A 20,183-nucleotide genomic window follows, 5' to 3' on the forward strand; every position below is an offset into this window, starting at 1 on the left:
GGCGAGTGAAAGCCTTTTCACTGCGCGCTATCCTCAGACAAATGCCGCGACCAAGGCCCTTCCCCAGGCATTTTTCGCCCGCCGCACGGCCGGCAAAAACACCGTCCCAAAATGGTGCAGAAGCGCGCTTCCGTTAAAATCGCGGGTTTCCCCGACATTCGGCGCGCAAGATGCGTGCACTACTGGAGACCCACCGCCAATGTCCCTGTTTCGCAAAAAGAGCGTCGAGCACATGCTCGCCGCGAGCGCTCAGAACGCCGGCTTGAAGAAAGCGCTCGGCGCGCTCGATCTGACTTTCCTCGGCGTCGGCGCCATTATCGGCACCGGCATTTTCGTGCTGACCGGCACGGGCGCCGTTCAGGCCGGCCCGGCGCTGATGGTCTCGTTCCTCATCGCCGCGATTGCCTGCGGGTTCGCCGCGCTCGCCTATGCCGAGTTCGCGTCGACGATTCCGGTTGCGGGATCCATCTACACGTATTCGTACGCGACGCTCGGCGAACTGGCCGCGTGGATCATCGGCTGGGACTTGATGCTCGAGTATGGGCTGGCAACGTCAGCGGTATCGGTCGGCTGGTCGGGCTATCTGCAATCGCTGCTGTCGGGCTTCGGCGTGAGCTTGCCGGTTGCGCTGACGGCGGCGCCGGGCGCCTTGCCGGGGCACGAGACCTGGTTCAACCTGCCCGCCTTCCTCGTGATGATGGCGATCACGGCGCTGTTGTCGCTTGGCGTGCGTGAATCCGCGCGGATCAACAACATCATGGTGGCGATCAAGGTGGTCGTGGTGCTGCTGGTGATCGGCGTGGGCGTTTTCCACGTGACGCCCGCGAACTGGCATCCGTTCATGCCGAACGGCTGGAACGGCGTGTTCGGCGCGGCGGCGGTGATGTTCTTCGCGTTCATCGGCTTCGATTCGGTGTCTTCCGCTGCGGAAGAGGTGAAGGATCCTAAGCGCGATCTGCCGATCGGGATCATTGCGTCGCTGGGCGTGTGCGCGGTGCTGTACGTCGCGGTGGCGGCTGTGGTCACCGGTATCGTGCCGTCGGCGCAGTTCGCGAACATTTCGCATCCGGTGTCGTATGCGTTGCAGGTGGCGGGTCAGAAGTGGGTCGCGGGTTTTATCGACCTCGGCGCCGTGCTGGGCATGTTGACGGTGATTCTGGTGATGGCTTATGGGCAGACGCGCGTGATTTTCGCGATGTCGCGGGATGGTTTGTTGCCTGCCCGGCTTTCTCGTGTGCATCCGAAGTTTGCTACGCCGTTCTTTACGACGTGGCTCGTGGGGATTTTCTTCGGGTTGATTGGCGCGCTGGTGCCATTGAATGTGCTGGCTGAGCTGATCAATATCGGCACGTTGGCCGCGTTTTCGATGGTGTCGATTGCGGTTCTTGTTTTGCGGAAGACGCATCCCGAGTTGCCGCGGGCGTTTCGGTGCCCTGGTGTGCCGGTTGTGCCGGTGTTAGCTGTCGCCTCTTGTCTGTTTTTGATGGTTAATCTTCAGGCTGTGACCTGGGTGGCGTTTGTGGTTTGGTTGCTCATTGGGATGGTTATTTATTTTGGCTATTCGCGGCGGCATTCCAAGTTGGCCAAATGAAAATTTGGGAGGGTTTTTGCCTGCGCGGCGCTGTATGTCTGTTTGCCTACGGCGTTGGCCTTTCCTTGATTTGGTATTGGTTTATTAGCGTCGCCCCTGTGCGGGGCGGGCACTTACTTCTCTTTGCCGCCGCAAAGAGTAAGCAAGAGAAAGCGGCTCCAACCGCTAATTCTTAAGCGGGTCCCCTGGCTTGGAGGGGGCAGTGGAGCATCTGGAATCTGTGCCCTCGCACATTCGGCCTTGGTGACAAGGCAGTCATACTTCCGGCGGCGCTGCGCGCGCCGAACAGTCCTTCATAAAACCACCCGCTACGCTTTCGCTCCCGCGGTTTGCCCAGTTCCCTGACTCGTCATTGCATCGCCGCAGCGGGCGCAACTGCGGCGGCCGCGCAGCGAGTGCGACGCATCGACATTTCATTCGAAGTGGGGGTTCGCCAATGAGAGCGGGAGCGCCTCGCCGAGGCAAAGCCGATGGCTCCCACCGCGCCAAACGAAGCCCCGGGTTTCCCTGACAGACCCATCCGCGACGCACGCAGTGCGGAGTGGGAGTTGATGAGCGCTTTGTCACTAACGCCGAATGTGCGACGGCTCGGATTCCAGATGCACCACTACCTCCTCCAAGCCAGGGGACCCGCTTAAGAATTAGCGGTGTGAAGCCGCTTTCTTTGCTTACTTTCTTTGCGGCGGCAAAGAAAGTAAGTGCCTGCCCCGCACAGGGGCGACGCTAATAAACCAATAAGAATTCAAGGAAAGGCCAAGAAGCCAGATCAAGGAAAGCCCACCGCCGCAGGCAAACAGACAAACACGCCGAGCAGGCACACAACCCAATAGCGCCGCCAGGCAATTTGTGCTTTACTTTTCGGCAGACCCATAAAAAAACAACCGCAAAAAGCAACAAAACAGCATCCCCCTCATCGGACCCCACGAACAGGCAGCCGAAGGCAGGAAAAACAAAGGTCCGGTTTCACCCCATAAGGAGACAACTTCATGGCGATCAGCATCAGTCTGACGGTGAACGGCGCGCCCATCAGCGCCTCAATCGACCCTAACACCCTGCTTGTCCAGTTCCTTCGCGATCAACTTCGCCTCACGGGAACGCACGTCGGCTGCGACACCGCCCAGTGCGGCGCATGCACTGTCCACCTGAACGGCCGTGCAATCAAATCCTGCAACATCCTCGCAGTCCAGGCCGAAGGCGCGAACATCACCACCATCGAAGGACTCGCCAAAGACGGAACCCTCCACCCAATGCAAGCCGCCTTCAAACACTGCCACGGCCTGCAGTGCGGTTTCTGTACGCCCGGCATGGTGATGAGCGCGGTCGCGCTCGTCGAGCGTCAGCCCAATCTCACCGGCGACGACGTGCGCGCCCAACTCGACGGCAATCTCTGCCGCTGTACGGGATATCACAACATCGTCAAAGCAGTGCTCGAAGGCGCCGAAGGCATGAAGTCCGCCGGCACAGCCAACGCCAACACTGCGGCCACTGCGCCAGCCACCGCCTGAGGAGACGACGATGAACGCACCCGACACCCACCTCATCGGCGCCTCCGTCGAACGTAAGGAAGACTATCGGTTCCTCACCGGCAACGGTCAGTACACCGACGACATCGTCCTGCCGCAACAAACCTACGCGGTGTTCCTGCGCTCGCCGTACGCGCACGCAAGAATCGACCGTGTCGACACCACCGCGGCCAAACAGTCGCCCGGCGTTGTCGCGATCTTCACCGGCGCGGACATGGCCGCGGACAACGTCGGCGGATTGCCGTGCGGATGGCTGATCCACAGCACCGACGGCAAGCCGATGAACGAGCCGCCGCATCCGATCATCGCGCACACGAAAGCGCGCCACGTCGGCGATCAGGTCGCGCTCGTCATCGCCGATTCGATCAAGGCCGCGAAAGACGCCGCCGAACTGATCGAGGTCGAATACGACGTGCTGCCGGCCGTGGTCGACACCGCGCATGCGGCCGATCCGGGCCAGGCTGCGGTTCACGACGAAGTGCCGGACAACGTCTGCTACAACTGGGGCCACGGCGACAAAGCCGCGACCGACGCCGCCTTCGCCAAAGCCGCGCACGTCACCACGCTCGACATCGTCAATAACCGCCTGATTCCGAATGCAATCGAACCGCGCGCGGTCAACGCAAGCTACTCGGCGCAGGACGACAGCTACACGCTCTACGTCGCGAATCAGAATCCGCACGTGGAACGCCTGCTGATGGCCGCTTTCGTGCTGTCGCTGCCGGAATCGAAACTGCGCGTCATCGCACCGGATGTCGGCGGCGGCTTCGGGTCGAAGATTTTCCTGTACGCCGAAGATGTCGCGCTGACGTGGGCATCGAAGAAAATTCGCCGTCCGATCAAATGGACAGCGGAGCGCTCGGAAGCGTTCGTGTCCGACGCGCACGGCCGCGATCACGTGACCAAAGCCGAACTGGCAATGGACGCCGACGGCAAGTTCCTCGCGATGCGCATTCATACGATCGCCAACATGGGCGCGTATCTGTCGACCTTCGCGTCGAGCGTGCCGACCATCCTGTACGCGACGCTGCTCGCCGGCCAGTACGCGACGCCCGCCATCTATGCCGAGGTGAAAGCGGTCTTCACCAACACCGTCCCGGTCGACGCTTACCGGGGCGCAGGCCGCCCGGAAGCGACCTATGTCGTCGAGCGTCTGGTCGAAACCGCAGCACGTGAGATGAAGCTCGATCCGGCCGAAATCCGCCGTCGCAACTTCATCCGCACGTTTCCGTATGCGACGCCAGTCGGCCTCACCTACGATACCGGCGACTACGACACCACCCTGAACCGCGCGCTCGAACTCGCGGACGTGAAAGGGTTCGCCGCGCGCAGGCAGGAATCCGAAAAGAACGGCAAGCTGCGTGGCCTCGGCTACTCGTGCTACATCGAAGCCTGTGGTCTGGCGCCGTCGAACATCGCCGGTGCATTGGGCGCACGAGCCGGGCTCTTCGAAGTCGGCCAGATTCGTGTGCATCCGACGGGTTCGGTCACCGTGTTCACCGGCTCGCACAGTCACGGCCAGGGGCATGAGACCACCTTCGCGCAAGTGGTCGCGGACCGGCTCGGCATTGCGCTGGAAAGCGTCGAGATCGTTCACGGCGACACCGGCCGCATTCCGTTCGGCATGGGCACGTACGGCTCGCGCTCGATCGCGGTCGGCGGCTCAGCGATCATGAAGGCGCTCGACAAGATCGAAGCGAAGGCAAAGAAAATCGCCGCGCATCTGTTGGAAGCCGCAGCGGAAGACATCGAGTTCAAAGATGGCGTGTTCCGCGTCGCGGGCACCGATCGGACCAAAGCGTTCGCCGATATCTCGCTCGCCGCCTACGTGCCGCACAACTATCCGCTCGACGTGCTCGAACCGGGTCTTGATGAATGCGCGTTCTACGATCCGAGCAACTTCACGTACCCGGCGGGTTCGTACGTCTGCGAGATCGAGGTCGATCCGGAGACTGGCGTGAGCCGCATCCAGCAGTTCACCGCGGTCGACGATTTCGGCAACGTGATCAATCCGATGATCGTCGAAGGCCAGGTGCACGGCGGGCTCGCTCAGGGTATCGGCCAGGCCATGCTGGAGCGCTGCGTGTACGACGACGAGAGCGGTCAGTTGTTGTCCGGCTCCTACATGGATTACGCGATGCCGCATGCGTCCGATCTGCCGAACTTCACCGTCGAAACCGTGAAGGGCACGCCGTGCACGCACAATCCGCTCGGCGTGAAAGGCTGCGGCGAGGCGGGCGCAATCGGCTCGCCACCGGCGGTCATCAACGCGATCCTCGACGCGCTTGCGCCGCTCGGCGTGACCGACCTGCAAATGCCGGCGACGCCGCATCGCGTGTGGTCCGCGATCCACGCTGCCAAACAACCCCACTGAGATCCTGAGCGGAGCATTCGACATGTATTCATTCGAGTATCAACGCGCGACGGATCCGAAAGCGGCCGTCGCAGCCATGACCGCCGACAGCGAAGCGAAGTTTCTTGCCGGCGGGCAAAGCCTGTTGCCGACCATGCGCCTGCGGCTCGCGCAGCCCTCGCAACTGATCGACGTGACGCGGATTCCGGCGCTTAAATCGATCACCGTCGATGCCGGCAAGGTGACAGTCGGCGCCGCTGTCTGTCACGCGGACGTCGCCGACCACGCCGAGCTTCGGCGCGTGCTGCCGGCGCTCGCGGACCTCGCCGGACACATCGGCGATCGCCAGGTGCGCGCGCTAGGCACCATCGGCGGCTCGCTCGCGAACAACGATCCGGCCGCCTGCTATCCGGCTGCGGCGATGGCACTCGACGCGACCATCGTCACGGATCGGCGACGGATTTCGTCGAGCGATTTCTTCGTCGGCATGTATGAGACCGCGTTGGCGTCCGACGAGTTGATCGTGGCCGTCGAGTTTCCGGTGCCCGAACGCGCGGCCTACGTGAAATTCGAGAATCCGGCTTCGCACTTTGCGCTGGTCGGCGTGTTCGTCGCGAAGTTCGCGAGCGGCGTGCGCGTCGCGGTGACAGGTGCGGCGTCTTCGGTATTTCGCGCGCCGGAACTGGAAAGCGCGCTATCGGCGAATTTCACGCCCGAGGCTGCGCGAGCGGTGACCGTATCCGACGACGACCTGAACACCGACATGCACGCGAGCGCTGAATATCGCGCGCATCTGATTCCGGTGCTGGCCGCGCGATCGGTGACGAAGGCGAACGGTTAGCGATCCTTGTGGTTGGCGGCTGACGTGACGTGCCTCGGCATGGCGCGTTAGCCGCATTCCCGGCCCGCGCTGTCCGTCACTGTTGCGGCTGCGGTCATGATCTTCTTACCCGTCGCGCCGCCCTGCGCGTCACCCGTTTCACCGTGCAGATTCAGGAACACCATGCAGCCTGCTTCAATCGACGACACTCTCGCGCAACTCGCAGCCCAGGACTACTTCGCCAGCCGCGAACTCGCGACCGCGTTGTATCTCGCGCTGCGCATGGAGCGGCCGTTGTTCGTCGAAGGCGAGCCAGGTGTCGGCAAGACCGAACTCGCCAAAGCCGCGGCGGGGATGCTCGGCACCTCGATGCTGCGGCTGCAATGCTACGAAGGACTCGACACCGCCAGCGCGCTCTACGAATGGGACTACCCACGTCAGATCATGGCGCTGCGTCTGGCCGAAGCCGCCGGCGAGCGCCCCGGCAACGACACGCTATATCGCAGCGAATTCCTGCTGAAGCGTCCGCTGCTGCAAGCGCTGATGCCCGACGAAAATCATCCGGGCGCGCGGCGCGTGCTGCTGATCGACGAGATCGACCGAGCCGACGAACCGTTCGAGGCCTTCCTGCTGGAACTGCTTTCGGACTTCCAGGTATCGATTCCCGAATACGGCACGGTGCGCGCGGCGCAGCGGCCGCTCGTCGTGATGACGTCGAACCGGACGCGCGAAGTACACGACGCACTGAAGCGCCGTTGCCTGTATCAATGGATCGGCTATCCCGAGCGCGATCGTGAACTGGAAATCGTCGCTGCGCGTGCGCCACAGACGTCGGCGGAATTGCAACGGCGTGCCGTCGATTTCGTGCATCGGCTGCGCGGTATGGATCTGTTCAAGGCGCCCGGCATCGCCGAAACGATCGACTGGTGCCGCGCGTTGGAAGCGCTGTCGGTGACGGAGCTCGACCCGCAATCGGTGCAAAACACCCTGGGTGTGCTGCTCAAGTATCAGGACGATCTGGCGCGCGTCGATGCCGCGCAGATCACGCAATGTCTCGCGACGCCGGGATAACGGCGATGACCGTCTCCGCCGACACGTCGACCGCGCCGATCGATACGCCCACATTAGCCCGCAACGTCGTGCACTTTGTGCGCGTTCTGCGCGGCGCGGGCTTGCCGATGTCGCCGGCGCAAGCCGTCGATGCACTCGCCGCGTTGCACTGGATCGACCTCGGCCGGCGCGACGATGTACGCGCCGCGCTCGCCACGCTATTGGTCTGCGCGCCGGACGAACGCGACCTCTTCAATGCCGCCTTCGATCTTTTCTGGCGCGACCCGGATTGGGAAGGCAAGCTGCGCGCGCTGCTGCTGCCGAAAGTCCGCGATGGCCTGCCGCCACCCAAACGCAACAACCGTCTCGCCGACGCCCTTGCCGTGCGCACACCGCCCTCGCCGCACCGCAAAGCGCCGCAGGAAACCGAGCAGCACGACCTGCACGCGCACGTCACCTTCAGTGCTGAAGAGCGGCTGCGTCATCGCGATTTCGACACGCTTTCCGCTGACGAATGGCGCACCTTGCGTCATCTGATCCGCGGCCAGCGTCTGCCGCTCGCCACCGAACCGACGCGCCGCCTGAAGGCCGCCTCGCACGGCACGCACGCGGACTTGCGCGCGAGTGCCCGGCACGCGGTGCGCGCGGGTGGCGACTGGACGGTGTGGAAATATCGCGCGGTGGTGGAACGCAAACCGCCGCTGGTCTTGCTGCTCGATATCTCCGGCTCGATGAGCAACTATTCGCGCGCGGTGCTGTACTTCTGCCACGCGCTACTGCAATCGCGAGAGCGCCTTCAAGTGTTCCTGTTCGGCACGCGTCTGACCAATGCGACGCGCGCGCTGCGCGAGCGCGATCCCGACGTGGCGATCGCGACGCTCGCCGATCAGGTGGTCGACTGGTCGGGCGGCACACGGATCGGCGCGGCGCTCGCCGAATTCAACCGACGCTGGGCACGCCGCGTGCTGACTGGAAGAGCTACCGTGCTGCTCGTCACCGACGGCCTCGATCACGAGGCAATCGACGTGCTCGACACCGAAATGGCCCGCTTGCGCCGCTTCGCACACCGTATCGTGTGGCTCAATCCGCTGCTGCGTTTCAGCGGTTTTTCACCGAAAGCGCGCGGCGTGCAGGCGATCCTGCCGTATGTCGACGCGCATCGTCCCGTTCATAATCTAGACAGTCTGGCGGCGTTCGGCCGCGATCTCGCGCAACTCACGCGCGCGCCTCGTCTGCCTCGTTTCGCCGTATCCGCCACAACAACCGCAGGAGCAACGCCATGGAATTGAGTGAAACCCATACGCTGCCGGTTTCCCAGCAGCGCGCCTGGGATGCGCTGAACGATACTGGAATCCTGCGCGCCTGCATTCCCGGCTGCGAGAGCATCGACCCGGATGGCGAAAATGCGTACGCGGTGGTGATGAGCGCGTCAGTCGGTCCGGTGAAAGCACGCTTCAAAGGACGAATGCAGCTGACCGACATCGAGGCGCCGAACACGTACACCATCGTTTTCGAAGGCCAGGGTGGCGCGGCAGGCTTCGGCAAGGGCAATGCGCACGTCACGCTCGAACCTGAAGGCGACGACGCGACGAAGCTCACGTATACGGCGACGGCACAGGTCGGTGGCAAGCTCGCTCAGATCGGTTCCCGGCTGGTCGACGGCGCGGCGCGTAAAATCGCGGGCGAATTTTTCAAGCGCTTCGGCGCACAGGTCGGCGGCGACACGGACGGCGCAACGCCCCCGGATGACGGGGTCACTGCAACAAGTGAAGCGGCGGCGCAAAATACGGAATCGAATGAGGCCGCGGACGCTGAGTCCGGCGGTGACGGAACAAAAAGGAAGAAATCATGGAAAGCGTGGATCTCGAAGTTCTGAAGTCCAGCGCACGTTGGCTGGATGAGGGACATCGCGCGCTACTGGTGACGGTGGTGAAGACGTGGGGCTCGTCGCCGCGTCCCGAGGGCGCGATGCTCGCGGTGCGTGACGACGGACTCGTGGTGGGTTCGGTATCGGGCGGCTGCATTGAAGACGACCTGATCGACCGCGTGCGGCAACGGGGTATTGAGCAGACCCGCCCGGAGGCGGTGAAGTACGGCATCACGGCGGAAGAAGCGCATCGCTTCGGCCTGCCATGCGGCGGCACGATCCAGCTGGTGCTGGAGCCTTTGACACAGCAGAGCGGGATTGCCGAGCTGTGCCATGCGGTAGAGGACGGCCGTCTGGTGGCACGCGAAGTCGACATGGTAACGGGCGCGGTACGGCTCGATGCGGCGCAGGCGACGGACGGCGTGCATTTCGACGGCGAGCGTCTGCTGACGATTCACGGCCCGCGGTACCGGATGCTGGTGATCGGTGCGGGGCAGTTGTCGCGCTATCTGTGCAACATCGCAGTCGGGCTCGACTATCAGGTCACCGTGTGCGATCCGCGCGAGGAGTACACCGAGGAGTGGAGCATTCCCGGCACGAAGATTGTGCGGACGATGCCGGACGATACGGTGATCGAGATGAAGCTCGATGAACGCTGCGCGGTGATTGCGCTGACGCATGATCCCAAGCTGGATGATCTGGCTTTGATGGAGGCATTGAAGACGCCGGCGTTTTATGTGGGTGCTTTGGGGTCGAGAAGGAATAATCAGGCGCGGCGCGAGCGGTTGAAGGAGTTCGATCTGAACGATGCTGAGTTGGCCCGGCTGCATGGGCCGGTTGGGATTTATATTGGCAGCCGGACGCCGCCTGAAATTGCTGTTTCTATTCTTGCTGAGGTTACTGCGGCTAAGAATGGGGTTTCGTTGCCGACTTTGTTGCAGGTTGAGGGCGCTAAGGCCGCGCGGGAGATTGCCGCTTCTGGGGGCACTGCTTGTAGTGTTTAGTCGCCTTTTTTGCCTGCGCGGCGCTTTTTGTCTGTTTGCCTACGGCGTTGGCCTTTCCTTGATTTGTTATTGGTTTATTAGCGTCGCCCCTGTGCGGGGCGGGCACTTACTTCTCTTTGCCGCCGCAAAGAGAAGCAAGAGAAAGCGGCTCCAACCGCCAACTCTTAAGCGGGTCCCCTGGCTTGGAGGGGATAGTGGTGCATCTGGAATCCGTGCCCTCGCACATTCGGCGTGAGTGACAAAGCGCTCATCAGCTCCCACTTCGCACTGCGTGCGTCGCGGATGGGTCTGCATGGGAACCCTGGGGCTTCGTTTGGGCGTGGCGGGAGCCATCGGCTTCGCTACTTCACTCTCCGACTACCTGTCAGATCAAGTCCAGGCTAATACATTTTATGAAGTGCTCTTCGGCGCGCGCAGCGCCGCCGGAAGTATGACTGCCTTGTCACTCGCGTCGAATGTGCGAAGACACCGATTCCAGATGCTCCACTACCCCCTCCAAGCCTCCAAGCCAGGGGACCCGCTTAAGAATTAGCGGTGTGAAGCCGCTTTCTTTGCTTACTTTCTTTGCGGCGGCAAAGAAAGTAAGTGCCTGCCCCGCACAGGGGCGACGCTAATAAACCAATAAGAAATCAAGGAAAGGCCAGCGCCGTAAGCGCACAGAAAAAAGCGCCGCGCAGGCAAAAAAATCAAGAAGAGCCCAACGCCATAGGCATACAGACAACAAGCGCCGCGAAGGCAAAAAAACCAACTACATCAATCCACAAACCACAGCGGCGACAACGGAGCCCCCAACCAGCACTACACCAACAACACGCCGCTTATTCAACTCAGTCCAAAGCAGAACGCCAGTCAAAGACAACAACACCATCCCCCCAGCGATCGTATCGATCAACAAAACCCACCCAACACTCAACCCCACGCCGCGATGCAAATTATTCATCGTCGTAAGAAACGAGTTCTGCGTACGTTTCACCGCAACAAACCCATTCCCAACCCAATACTCCGCCTGCACATTCTGACCAGGCCCAAAAATCCCGACCTGCCAGAACTCCGGCTGCATCGCGCTGCGATCCCCCCATGCCACCGGATGCGCGGGCTCGCGCTTCACCCGCCCCGGCTTGCCGTCAATCTTCAACTCACCCTTGAGCCATTTCGCCATCTCCATCGGCGACTTCAGCTGCCCTTGCGGCACAGGAATCTGCATCTCCTCGACCTGCGGCTCACCGGACGACACCTTCAACGGTCCGCCCCGATGATTCAGCAAAAAGCCGGTCACGCCGAACATCAGCCCCAACACCGCCCCCCACAGGCCGACCCAGCCGTGCACCTTGCGCAACCACTTGATGAAATTCGCCCGCCGCGAACGCTGGCGCCGCGCCGCCTGCTCGGCGTCGTCCATCAGATGATGGCCACGCTCCGGCGTATGAGCGGTGTATTGCGTGCCGCCACCAGCAGCAGGTTTCATATCGATCGAATCAGGCGCGTTCACATCCAGGCTCCAGGCGCAGCAAGTTAAACCCTCGCCGACGGACGACGAGCGACGACACGGCGCTCGCTCACACCACCGGCAAAGGAAAGTTCGAAAAGAAGGGCCGGACAAACCCGGCTTGCGGTCCAGGCGGTCCGGCTGAGAGGCTGGCTGGCAGTCACAGAGGAGAAGAAATGTGACAGAAAGCTGGCGATGCCTTTCAATTGAGAATGGATATCATTACACAATTAGACCATTTGCTCAATCGCAAAGCGCGGTATCCGCTTGACATCCTGGCGGCGCAATCCGACTCTAGCTGGCGACCCCGTCAACGTTGCCGTTCCGGATACCTGCCCGCCATGCGCCTCGCCTCTTTGGTCTGTTTTGCTTCTCTCGGCTGGCTTGCGTGCACCCACGCGGCGAGCGCGAGCATCGCGGCCAAACTGGACGATCCCTATACCAACGAAGGCGAAACGCAGACCTTCACCGTCAACGCCGACGGCTCCTTCTCGAAGCTCGATTCGATGACGCTGCACGTGAACAACGAAGCAGGCGTCGCGCGGGTGGCGCAGCAATACGTCTGGTTCAACCGCAATATGGCGGACGTGCAGATCATCGAGGCGTATACGACCACCGCCGACGGCGTGCGTCACGACGTGCAGCCCGAGCAGATGCGCGACGTGCAGGAAGCCCGCTCGTTCGACGCGCCGATGTTCCAGGACATTCAGGAAAAAGTAATCGTGTTCCCCGCCGTCGAACCAGGCGCGCGCGTGCATCTCACCTATCGCAAGACGCAAAAGCAGCCGATCGTGCCGGGCGAGTTCAGCGACTTCACGCCGCCCGATCTCGCGCCGACCCGCAACTTCCACCTGATCTACGACCTGCCCGCCGACAAGCCGCTTTATGCCGATGCACGCGGCTTCACCACGCTGCAACCGGTCACGCGCGACGGCCGCACACGCTACGAATATCGTTACGACAAGGCGCATTTCAGCCGGCTCGAGCGCGGCTCGATCGCATACGTATCGTATGGCGACCGGCTGATGGTCTCGACCTTTCCGGACTACGCCGCTTTCGCCGCCAGCTACAGGGCTTCCACCGCCGACGGGAGCGCACGCGACGCCGCCGTCACGCGTCTCGCGCAAAACCTCACCGCGCGTGACCACACCCCGCGCGACAAAGCCAAGACGTTGTACGACTGGGTGCGCCGCAACGTCCGCTATGTGGCGATCTATGTCGGGCGCGGCTCGGTGGTGCCGCACAGCGCAAACGCGATCCTCGCGAACCGCTACGGCGACTGCAAGGATCACGTGGCGCTATATGGCGCGCTCCTCGACGCGGTCGGCATTCGCAATGAGCCGGCCTTGATCAGTAGCGGTTCGATCTATACGCTGCCCAGCGTGCCGGGCTACGGTGTCATCAATCACGCCATCACCTGGCTGTCGGATTTGCAGCAATACGCCGACTCGACGGCGTCGAATGTCGAATTCGGTTTTCTGCCGTCGTCCGATATGAACCGGCCTACCGTCCTCGTGAATCAAGGGGTGGTCGCGCAAACGCCGGCCACCGAGTTGACGACACGCAGCACCAACTTGTCGATCAAGGTCGAACCGGATGGCTCGGCGAGCTTCACGTATCGGCTGGAAGCATCGGGCGCCACAGCCGAACAGGGCCGCGCGATGTTGCGCACGCAGACGCCCGCGCAACGTGAGGACTCGATCCAGGCGGAGTTGCGCAGCGCCAACTTGCGCGGCACCGCCACGCTGACCACCAGTGACCTCAGCGTGGCCGACGGCCCGTTGACGATCACGATGAAAGGCACGCTCGAAAGTCTCGTGGTGCCGGGCGCAGCGGCATCGATTCCGGCGCTGACAAGTCTGGCGGGCGGCTTCGAAGCGGACACCCGCTATTGGCTCGGCGAACGGCAGCGCACACAACCGTTCGTCTGCCACAACCTGGCCTTGCATGAACGCGCGCGCATTGAATTGCCCGCGAATTTCCACGTGCTCGAGATGCCGGAAGCGAAACGAACCCAGGACCGCTTCGTCGATTTTCAGTCGCAATACACGTTCGATCCGCTCAGCAACGTGGTGACGATGACGCGCGACGGCGCCACCCATTTCGACAGCGATGTCTGCACACCCGACGACTTCGTGCAGATGCGTCCCGCGATCGAAGCGATTGGGCGCGACGTGCGCGCCGAAGTGATCGTCAAATCGACGCTGGTGGAATCGTCGAACATGGCCTCGCAGGCGCCGTGAGACATCGTCGACGTGCCGTGGCGGCGCCTTGGAGCCAACGCCCCATGTGCTGCCGCGGCATCACCTGCGGCGACCGACCGGCAAATGCGTGAAAGCGCAAACGCTCAAACCGGCCAGAGCGGCCCTTCCTGCATCGCGCCGAGTTGCTCGCGCAGTTCGAGGATGCGGTCTTCCCAATAGCGCTGCGTGTTGAACCACGGAAACGCCGCCGGAAACGCCGGGTCGTCCCAGCGGCGCGCGAGCCACGCCTGATAGTGAATCAGCCGCAACGTGCGCAATGCTTCGACGAGATACAGTTCGCGCGGCTCGAAGTCGCAGAAGTCTTCATAACCGGCGAGCAGATCCGCCAGCGCACGCGAAGCCTCGGCGCGCTCGCCCGGCAGCAACAGCCACAAATCCTGTACTGCCGGACCCATGCGGCTATCGTCGAAGTCGACGAAATGCGGGCCCGCGTCGGTCCACAACACATTGCTGGGATGACAATCGCCGTGCATTCGCAGCATGCGAATATCGCCGGCACGCTCGAATGCGCGTTCGACGCCTTCAAGCGCGAGATTCACCACGGCTGCCCACGCGGGCCGCACGTCGTCAGGCACGAAGCGGTGTGACAGCAGGAAGTCGCGCGGCTCGTAGCCGAACGTATTGATGTCGAGCGTCGGACGTTCGGTGTAGTTCTGGGTCTGCCCCACTGCATGGATGCGGCCGATAAAACGCCCCAGCCATTCGAGCGTGTCGCGCCGGTCCAGATCGGGCGCGCGGCCGCCGCGGCGTTCGAAGATCGAGAAACGGAAACCGTCGAAGGTATGCAGCGTGCTGCCTTCGAAAACACGCGCGGGCACGGCCGGAATCTCGCGCGCGGCGAGATCGGCGACAAAGGCGTGTTCTTCGAGAATCGCGGCGTCGGACCAGCGCTCGGGACGGTAGAACTTGGCGACTACGGGCGGGCCGTCTTCGACGCCCACCTGGTACACGCGGTTCTCATAGCTGTTGAGCGGCAGCATGCGACCGTCGGTGTACACACCGACGCTGCTGAGCACGCTGTCGAGCGCGTCGAGCACGATTTCCGGCTTGAGCCGGGCGAAAGGCACGGCGCTATCGGCGTCGTCCTGTGGGTCGAAATTGTCGTCGTTCATGTCCGCATTGTGCGCCGCGCCGCCGTCAATGACGAGGGCGTCGGCTCACCTTGCGGTTGACTGCCACCTGCAACGATATGAATCGGACTCAAACCAGCGTCAATGCACCTGCGCGCTCGACGGGCGAACCTGCTCGCCCGTATCGATCAGATCTTCAAGGAAAAAGGGTTCAGTGTTCAGATGCTCCGATGTGCCGGGCTCGCCGGCATACCAGGCCACCATCGCCATGTCGCCGAGAATGCGCATGACGATCCCGCGCGCGCCTTGCGGCACGGCGATATGCACCGATCGGACAATGGAACCGATTTGCATGATGTTTCCCCGTTTCTCCTATAGCCGGCTTTATGGTTTCCTCGCCGGTCAAGGTGATGATAAAAGCGCCGCTTCGCCAATAACGTTGCGTACGCACCCAATCTGCTGCGCGTAAGACGCGTGAGAGGTTCGAGTCATTGTTCCCGATTTGCGGGGCCATGGAAAGCGCGAATTCGAGGCTGTTCGCCCGTCGTTTCGCCCTATTCCCATTACAGCGCGCCGGGCCGATGATCTGGGCGTAAGGCGTTGTAACGAGACCATCATAAACCCAGCCGGGGCGATATATCAAAATCATGCACCGCCAGAACGACCCGCTTGATCCGTCCAGCACGCCCGCCGGCCTGCGTCGCGGCACGCGCCGTGGCTGCCGTGCGTGCCGCGCCGGCGGCGCCGGCTTTCATCGACCTCACTAGCCATGTGGATCGTTCGTCTGGCGCTGCGGCGCCCTTATACCTTCGTCGTGCTGGCCCTGCTTTTGCTGATCGTCGGTCCGCTGACGATCCTGCGCACGCCGACCGACATTTTCCCAAATATCGACATTCCGGTGCTGTCGGTGATCTGGTCGTACAACGGCCTGCCCGCCGACGAGATGGAAAAGCGCATCGTGCTCAACTACGAGCGCGGGCTGTCGGTGGCGGTCAACGATATCGAGCACACCGAGTCGACCTCGCTGAACGGCATCGCTGTGGTCAAAATCTTCTTCCAGCCACATGCGAATATCGATGAAGCACTCGCCGAAGTCACCGCGCTGTCACAGGCGCAACTGCGCTCGCTGCCGCCTGGCATCAACCCGCCGTTCATCCTGCGCTACAACGCCTCGACGGTGCCGATCCTGCGCCTCGCGCTGTCGTCCGCTTCGCTCACCGAGCAGGAGCTATACGACTTCGGCAACAACTTCCTGAAGACGCAGCTCGCCACCGTGCCCGGCGCCTCTGCACCGTTACCGTACGGCGGCAAGCAGCGGCAGATCATGGTCGATATCGATTCGCGCAAGCTGCAGGAGCGCAATCTGTCGCCGATGGACGTGGTCAACGCGGTCACCGCGCAGAATCTGATCCTGCCCTCGGGCACCGCGAAAATCGGTTCGACGGAATATTCGGTGGAACTGAACGCCAGCCCGGATTCGCTCGCCGGCCTCAATAACATTCCGATCAAATCCACCTCTAACGGCACCGTCTATATCCGCGACGTGGCTCATGTGCGCGACGGCTTCCAGCCGCAGACCAACATCGTGCGCGTGAACGGCCAGCGCGCCTCCTTGCTGACCATCAACAAAAGCGGCAACACGTCCACGCTCGAAATCGTCGACCGCATCAAGAAGATGATGCCCACGCTGCGCAATCTCGTGCCGGCTTCGCTAAATATCGATCCGGTCGCCGATCAGTCGCTATTCGTGCGCGCCTCCGTGCAGGGCGTACTGCGCGAGGCGTTAATCGCCGCGTGCCTGACTGGCTTGATGATTCTGCTGTTCCTCGGCAACTGGCGCGCGACGCTGATCATCGCCGTGTCGATTCCACTGTCGATGATCACCTCGATCATTGCGCTGTCGATGCTCGGCGAAACCATCAACATCATGACGTTGGGCGGGCTCGCGCTCGCGGTCGGTATCCTGGTCGACGACGCGACCGTCGCAATCGAAAACATCAGCCATCAACTCGAACAAGGCAAGACGCTGGAGCAGGCGATTCTCGACGGCGCGCACCAGATCGCGATCCCGACGCTGGTCTCGACTCTGGCCATCTGCATCGTGTTCGTGCCGATGTTTCTGCTGACGGGCGTCGCGCACTATCTGTTCATCCCGCTCGCCGAAGCCGTGGTGTTCGCGATGCTGGCGTCCTACTTCTTCTCGCGTACGCTCGTACCGACGCTCGCGAAGTATCTGCTGCGCTATCACCACAAGCCGGCCGACCTGCATCACGCCCCCGAGCAAACACGCAATCCGTTCATGCGCGTGCACTATTCCTTCGAGCGCGGCTTCGTGCGTTTTCGCGCGCGCTATCGCGAGTTTCTCGAAGCGCGGGTCACACGGCCCGGCCTGTTCGTGACGCTGTTTCTCGTCTGCTGTGGCGCGTCGACGCTGCTGATGCCGTTTCTCGGCCGCGATTTTTTCCCGCAAGTCGATGCGGGCACCATCGCGTTGCATCTGCGTGCCAAAACCGGCATGCGGGTCGAAGAAACCGCAGTGGTCACCGATCGCGTCGACACGCGAATTCGTCAGTTGATACCGCCGGGCGAGTTGCACTCGGTCATCGACAATATCGGTTTGCCGGTCTCGGGCATTAACCTCTCGTACAGCAACACCGGCACGATCGGCACCGCGGATTCGGACGTACTCATCACACTGAATCCCGATCATCATCCGAGCGCGGGCTACGTGCGCACGCTGCGCCGAACGCTCACCGACGAATTCCCCGGCGTGCAGTTCGCCTTCCTGCCCGCGGATATCGTCAGTCAGACACTTAACTTCGGCATGCCCTCGCCGATCAACATTCAGATCGTCGGGCGCGATGTAGCCGGCAATCGCGCCTTCGCCGCGCAGTTGCTGAATCGCCTGCGCACGGTGCCGGGTCTTGCCGATGCACGCGTCCAGCAGCCCGCCGATTTGCCGCGCATCTTTATCGACGTGGACCGCACGCGCGCACAGCAAGCTGGCTTCTCGCAACGCGACATCGCGAGCGATCTGCTGATTACGCTGTCCGGCAGCCAGCAGACCACGCCGACGTTCTGGCTCAATCCGCGCAACGGCGTCAGCTACAACGTGATCACGGAAGCGCCCCAATACACGATCGATTCGTTGCAATCGCTCGCGAACATTCCGCTGAATGCCAACGGCCGCAGCAATATCCTCGGTTCGCTCGCCACGATGAAACGCGAAGCGGGCAACGCGGTGCTCACGCACTACAACGCACAGACCACCATCGATATTTTCGGCACCGCCGACGGCCGCGATCTCGGCGGCGTATCCGACGACATCAGCAAGATCATCGACGACGCCAAGGCCGATCTGCCCAAAACCTCGACCATCGAAGTGCGCGGCCAGGTGCAAACGATGAACGAATCGTTCTCGGGTCTCTTCGCCGGTCTCGTGTTCGCGATCCTGCTGGTGTATCTGCTGATCGTGGTGAATTTCCAGTCGTGGCTCGATCCCTTCATCATCATCACGGCGCTGCCGGGCGCGCTCGCGGGCATCGTGTGGATGCTGTTTCTCACGCACACCACACTGTCGATTCCGGCGCTGACCGGCGCGATTATGTGTATCGGCATCGCCACCGCGAACTCGATTCTCGTGATCAGCTTCGCACGCGAGCAGTTGCGCGAACACGGCGACGCGACGCGCGCGGCGATCGATGCTGGCTTCACGCGTTTCCGTCCGGTGCTGATGACGGCACTCGCGATGGTGATCGGCATGGTGCCGATGGCGATCGGTCTCGGCGAAGGCGGCGAGCAGAATGCGCCGCTCGGGCGCGCGGTGATCGGCGGTTTGGCGGTCGGCACGTTGGCGACGCTGATCTTCGTGCCTGTTGTGTTTTCGATGATCTACCGGCGGCTCGCAGCGCGGCGTCAGCGTGCGGCCGAGCATGTGGTGCAAAAGCCATGACGACTCGCGCGACGCACGCAACACGAAGCATGAAAGAACCAAGAGGCAGCCTCGACTGCCCAGGCATCCTGATAGGGGAAGGTTGATGGAAGGAAAACGTCCAGACGGATCCGACGCCACGCTCAATCCAGCGAAGAGCAAGCGTGCGCGCTGGTTGATCGTGGCAGTGGCCGTCGTGATCCTCGTACTCGCTGCGCAAGGCATCTGGTCGCGTCATGACGCGCATGCGGCACTCGAGCGCGACGCCGAGCACACCCGCCAGACGAGCGTTGAAGTCGTACGCCCGCAGAAGTCGACGGCGGGACTCGACCTCGTGCTTCCCGGCAACGTGCAGGCGTTTCTCGACACGCCGATTTACGCACGCACCAACGGCTATCTGAAGAAGTGGTACGCGGAAATCGGCGCGCACGTCAAGAACGGCCAGTTGCTCGCGGAAATCGACACGCCCGAAGTGGACGATCAACTGCGTGCCGCCCGCGCCGATCTGGCGAATGCCGACGCCAACTATGCGCTCGCGAAAAGCACCGCCGACCGCTGGACGGAGATGCTAAAAAGCAAATCGGTCTCGAAGCAGGAAACCGACGAGAAGGTCGGCGACATGCTCGCGAAGAAAGGCACGCTAGATGCCGCGCGCTTCAACGTGGCGCGCCTGGAGAAGACCCAATCGTTCCAGAAGGTCTACGCGCCGTTCGACGGCACGGTAACGGCGCGCAATGTCGATGTGGGCGCGCTGATCGATGCAGGCAGTTCCGGCGGACCAGCGAAGGAGCTGTTCCATATCGCGCAGGCCGACAGATTGCGCGTGTATGTGAACGTGCCGCAGGCCTATGCGCAGCAGGTCCGTGCGCAGCAGACGGCATTTCTGACGCTGACCGAGACACCTTCCAAACACTATCCAGGGACCGTGGCGCGCACCTCGGGCGCCGTCGATCCGCAGCAACGGACCATGCTCGTCGAAGTCGATGTTGACAATCGCAACGGCGAGCTGCTGCCGGGTGCATACGCGCAAGTGCATTTCGCGTTGGGCGCAGGCGCCGCGCTGTTTACGCTGCCTGGCAACGCACTGCTGTTCCGGCCGGACGGCGTGAAAGTGGCCACCGTCGATCCACAGCACAAAGTGAAACTGCTGCCGGTTTCGCTCGGAACGGACTTCGGCACGCGCGTGGCAATCGCATCCGGTTTGGAAGGCGATGAACAGGTGAT

General features: G+C 62.4%; 14 protein-coding genes. 11 read left to right on the top strand and 3 right to left on the bottom strand.

What is annotated here, in order from left to right:
• The first annotated feature begins 199 nt into the window (after positions 1 to 199).
• The 8 genes from GNZ13_RS08420 to GNZ13_RS08455 all read left to right on the top strand — a co-directional run bounded on the left by GNZ13_RS08420 (position 200) and on the right by GNZ13_RS08455 (position 10,208).
• On the top strand, positions 200 to 1,591 hold the full coding sequence (locus GNZ13_RS08420; protein ID WP_172162240.1) for an amino acid permease: 1,392 nt from the start codon (positions 200 to 202) through the stop codon (positions 1,589 to 1,591).
• A 986-nt stretch (positions 1,592 to 2,577) separates the two neighbouring features.
• A complete protein-coding gene (locus tag GNZ13_RS08425; RefSeq protein ID WP_172162242.1) occupies positions 2,578 to 3,096 on the top strand; it encodes a (2Fe-2S)-binding protein in 519 nt (172 codons plus the stop codon).
• Positions 3,097 to 3,106: 10 nt separating this feature from the next.
• The gene (locus tag GNZ13_RS08430) at positions 3,107 to 5,488 is read left to right on the top strand and encodes a xanthine dehydrogenase family protein molybdopterin-binding subunit (protein ID WP_172162244.1); all 2,382 of its coding nucleotides are present in this window, start codon (positions 3,107 to 3,109) and stop codon (positions 5,486 to 5,488) included.
• Positions 5,489 to 5,510: 22 nt separating this feature from the next.
• Positions 5,511 to 6,308, top strand: a complete 798-nt coding sequence (locus GNZ13_RS08435) for an FAD binding domain-containing protein (RefSeq protein ID WP_172162246.1) — start codon at positions 5,511 to 5,513, stop codon at positions 6,306 to 6,308.
• Positions 6,309 to 6,470: 162 nt separating this feature from the next.
• Positions 6,471 to 7,358, top strand: coding sequence for an AAA family ATPase (locus GNZ13_RS08440; protein ID WP_172162248.1), 888 nt, complete (start codon positions 6,471 to 6,473; stop codon positions 7,356 to 7,358).
• A 5-nt stretch (positions 7,359 to 7,363) separates the two neighbouring features.
• A complete protein-coding gene (locus GNZ13_RS08445) occupies positions 7,364 to 8,626 on the top strand; it encodes a vWA domain-containing protein (RefSeq protein WP_172162250.1) in 1,263 nt (420 codons plus the stop codon).
• The gene (locus tag GNZ13_RS08450; protein ID WP_172162252.1) at positions 8,617 to 9,213 is read left to right on the top strand and encodes a CoxG family protein; all 597 of its coding nucleotides are present in this window, start codon (positions 8,617 to 8,619) and stop codon (positions 9,211 to 9,213) included. The genes GNZ13_RS08445 and GNZ13_RS08450 overlap by 10 nt, the downstream gene beginning before the upstream one ends.
• Positions 9,186 to 10,208, top strand: a complete 1,023-nt coding sequence (locus tag GNZ13_RS08455; protein WP_172162254.1) for an XdhC family protein — start codon at positions 9,186 to 9,188, stop codon at positions 10,206 to 10,208. The genes GNZ13_RS08450 and GNZ13_RS08455 overlap by 28 nt, the downstream gene beginning before the upstream one ends.
• 748 nt (positions 10,209 to 10,956) lie before the next feature.
• Here the strand turns inward: GNZ13_RS08455 and GNZ13_RS08460 are convergent.
• Positions 10,957 to 11,697 carry a PepSY-associated TM helix domain-containing protein gene (locus tag GNZ13_RS08460; RefSeq protein WP_172162256.1) on the bottom strand — a complete coding sequence of 247 codons (741 nt, stop codon included), beginning with the start codon at positions 11,695 to 11,697 and terminating at the stop codon, positions 10,957 to 10,959.
• Between the two features lie 338 nt (positions 11,698 to 12,035).
• Between GNZ13_RS08460 and GNZ13_RS08465 the strand changes: the two genes are divergently transcribed.
• Positions 12,036 to 13,937, top strand: coding sequence for a DUF3857 domain-containing transglutaminase family protein (locus GNZ13_RS08465; RefSeq protein ID WP_172162258.1), 1,902 nt, complete (start codon positions 12,036 to 12,038; stop codon positions 13,935 to 13,937).
• Between the two features lie 104 nt (positions 13,938 to 14,041).
• On the opposite strand, the gene GNZ13_RS08470 is transcribed toward GNZ13_RS08465, so the two are convergent.
• The gene (locus tag GNZ13_RS08470) at positions 14,042 to 15,070 is read right to left on the bottom strand and encodes a serine/threonine protein kinase (protein ID WP_172162260.1); all 1,029 of its coding nucleotides are present in this window, start codon (positions 15,068 to 15,070) and stop codon (positions 14,042 to 14,044) included.
• A 99-nt stretch (positions 15,071 to 15,169) separates the two neighbouring features.
• Positions 15,170 to 15,382: a hypothetical protein gene (locus GNZ13_RS08475; RefSeq protein WP_035554043.1), complete on the bottom strand. Its 213-nt coding sequence runs from the start codon at positions 15,380 to 15,382 to the stop codon at positions 15,170 to 15,172.
• Positions 15,383 to 15,797: 415 nt separating this feature from the next.
• Here GNZ13_RS08475 and GNZ13_RS08480 point away from each other — a divergent pair, with 415 nt between their 5' ends.
• Complete coding sequence (locus tag GNZ13_RS08480; RefSeq protein WP_172162262.1) at positions 15,798 to 18,980, top strand: efflux RND transporter permease subunit; 3,183 nt, start codon at positions 15,798 to 15,800, stop codon at positions 18,978 to 18,980.
• 85 nt (positions 18,981 to 19,065) lie between these two features.
• Positions 19,066 to 20,183, top strand: a 1,118-nt coding sequence (locus GNZ13_RS08485) for an efflux RND transporter periplasmic adaptor subunit (protein ID WP_172162263.1), incomplete at its 3' end; no start/stop codon positions are given.

The organism is Paraburkholderia elongata (genome assembly GCF_013177735.1).
Lineage (GTDB): Bacteria > Pseudomonadota > Gammaproteobacteria > Burkholderiales > Burkholderiaceae > Paraburkholderia > Paraburkholderia elongata.

Bases quoted from the DNA above. Each gene is read 5' to 3' on its own strand.
- GNZ13_RS08475 (WP_035554043.1), bottom strand. From the start codon at position 15,382: ATGCAAATCGGTTCCATTGTCCGATCGGTGCATATCGCCGTGCCGCAA.
- GNZ13_RS08435 (WP_172162246.1), top strand. From the start codon at position 5,511: ATGTATTCATTCGAGTATCAACGCGCGACGGATCCGAAAGCGGCCGTC.
- GNZ13_RS08430 (WP_172162244.1), top strand. From the start codon at position 3,107: ATGAACGCACCCGACACCCACCTCATCGGCGCCTCCGTCGAACGTAAG.
- GNZ13_RS08440 (WP_172162248.1), top strand. From the start codon at position 6,471: ATGCAGCCTGCTTCAATCGACGACACTCTCGCGCAACTCGCAGCCCAG.
- GNZ13_RS08470 (WP_172162260.1), bottom strand. From the start codon at position 15,070: ATGAACGACGACAATTTCGACCCACAGGACGACGCCGATAGCGCCGTG.
- GNZ13_RS08455 (WP_172162254.1), top strand. From the start codon at position 9,186: ATGGAAAGCGTGGATCTCGAAGTTCTGAAGTCCAGCGCACGTTGGCTG.
- GNZ13_RS08420 (WP_172162240.1), top strand. From the start codon at position 200: ATGTCCCTGTTTCGCAAAAAGAGCGTCGAGCACATGCTCGCCGCGAGC.
- GNZ13_RS08445 (WP_172162250.1), top strand. From the start codon at position 7,364: ATGACCGTCTCCGCCGACACGTCGACCGCGCCGATCGATACGCCCACA.
- GNZ13_RS08480 (WP_172162262.1), top strand. From the start codon at position 15,798: ATGTGGATCGTTCGTCTGGCGCTGCGGCGCCCTTATACCTTCGTCGTG.
- GNZ13_RS08465 (WP_172162258.1), top strand. From the start codon at position 12,036: ATGCGCCTCGCCTCTTTGGTCTGTTTTGCTTCTCTCGGCTGGCTTGCG.
- GNZ13_RS08450 (WP_172162252.1), top strand. From the start codon at position 8,617: ATGGAATTGAGTGAAACCCATACGCTGCCGGTTTCCCAGCAGCGCGCC.
- GNZ13_RS08425 (WP_172162242.1), top strand. From the start codon at position 2,578: ATGGCGATCAGCATCAGTCTGACGGTGAACGGCGCGCCCATCAGCGCC.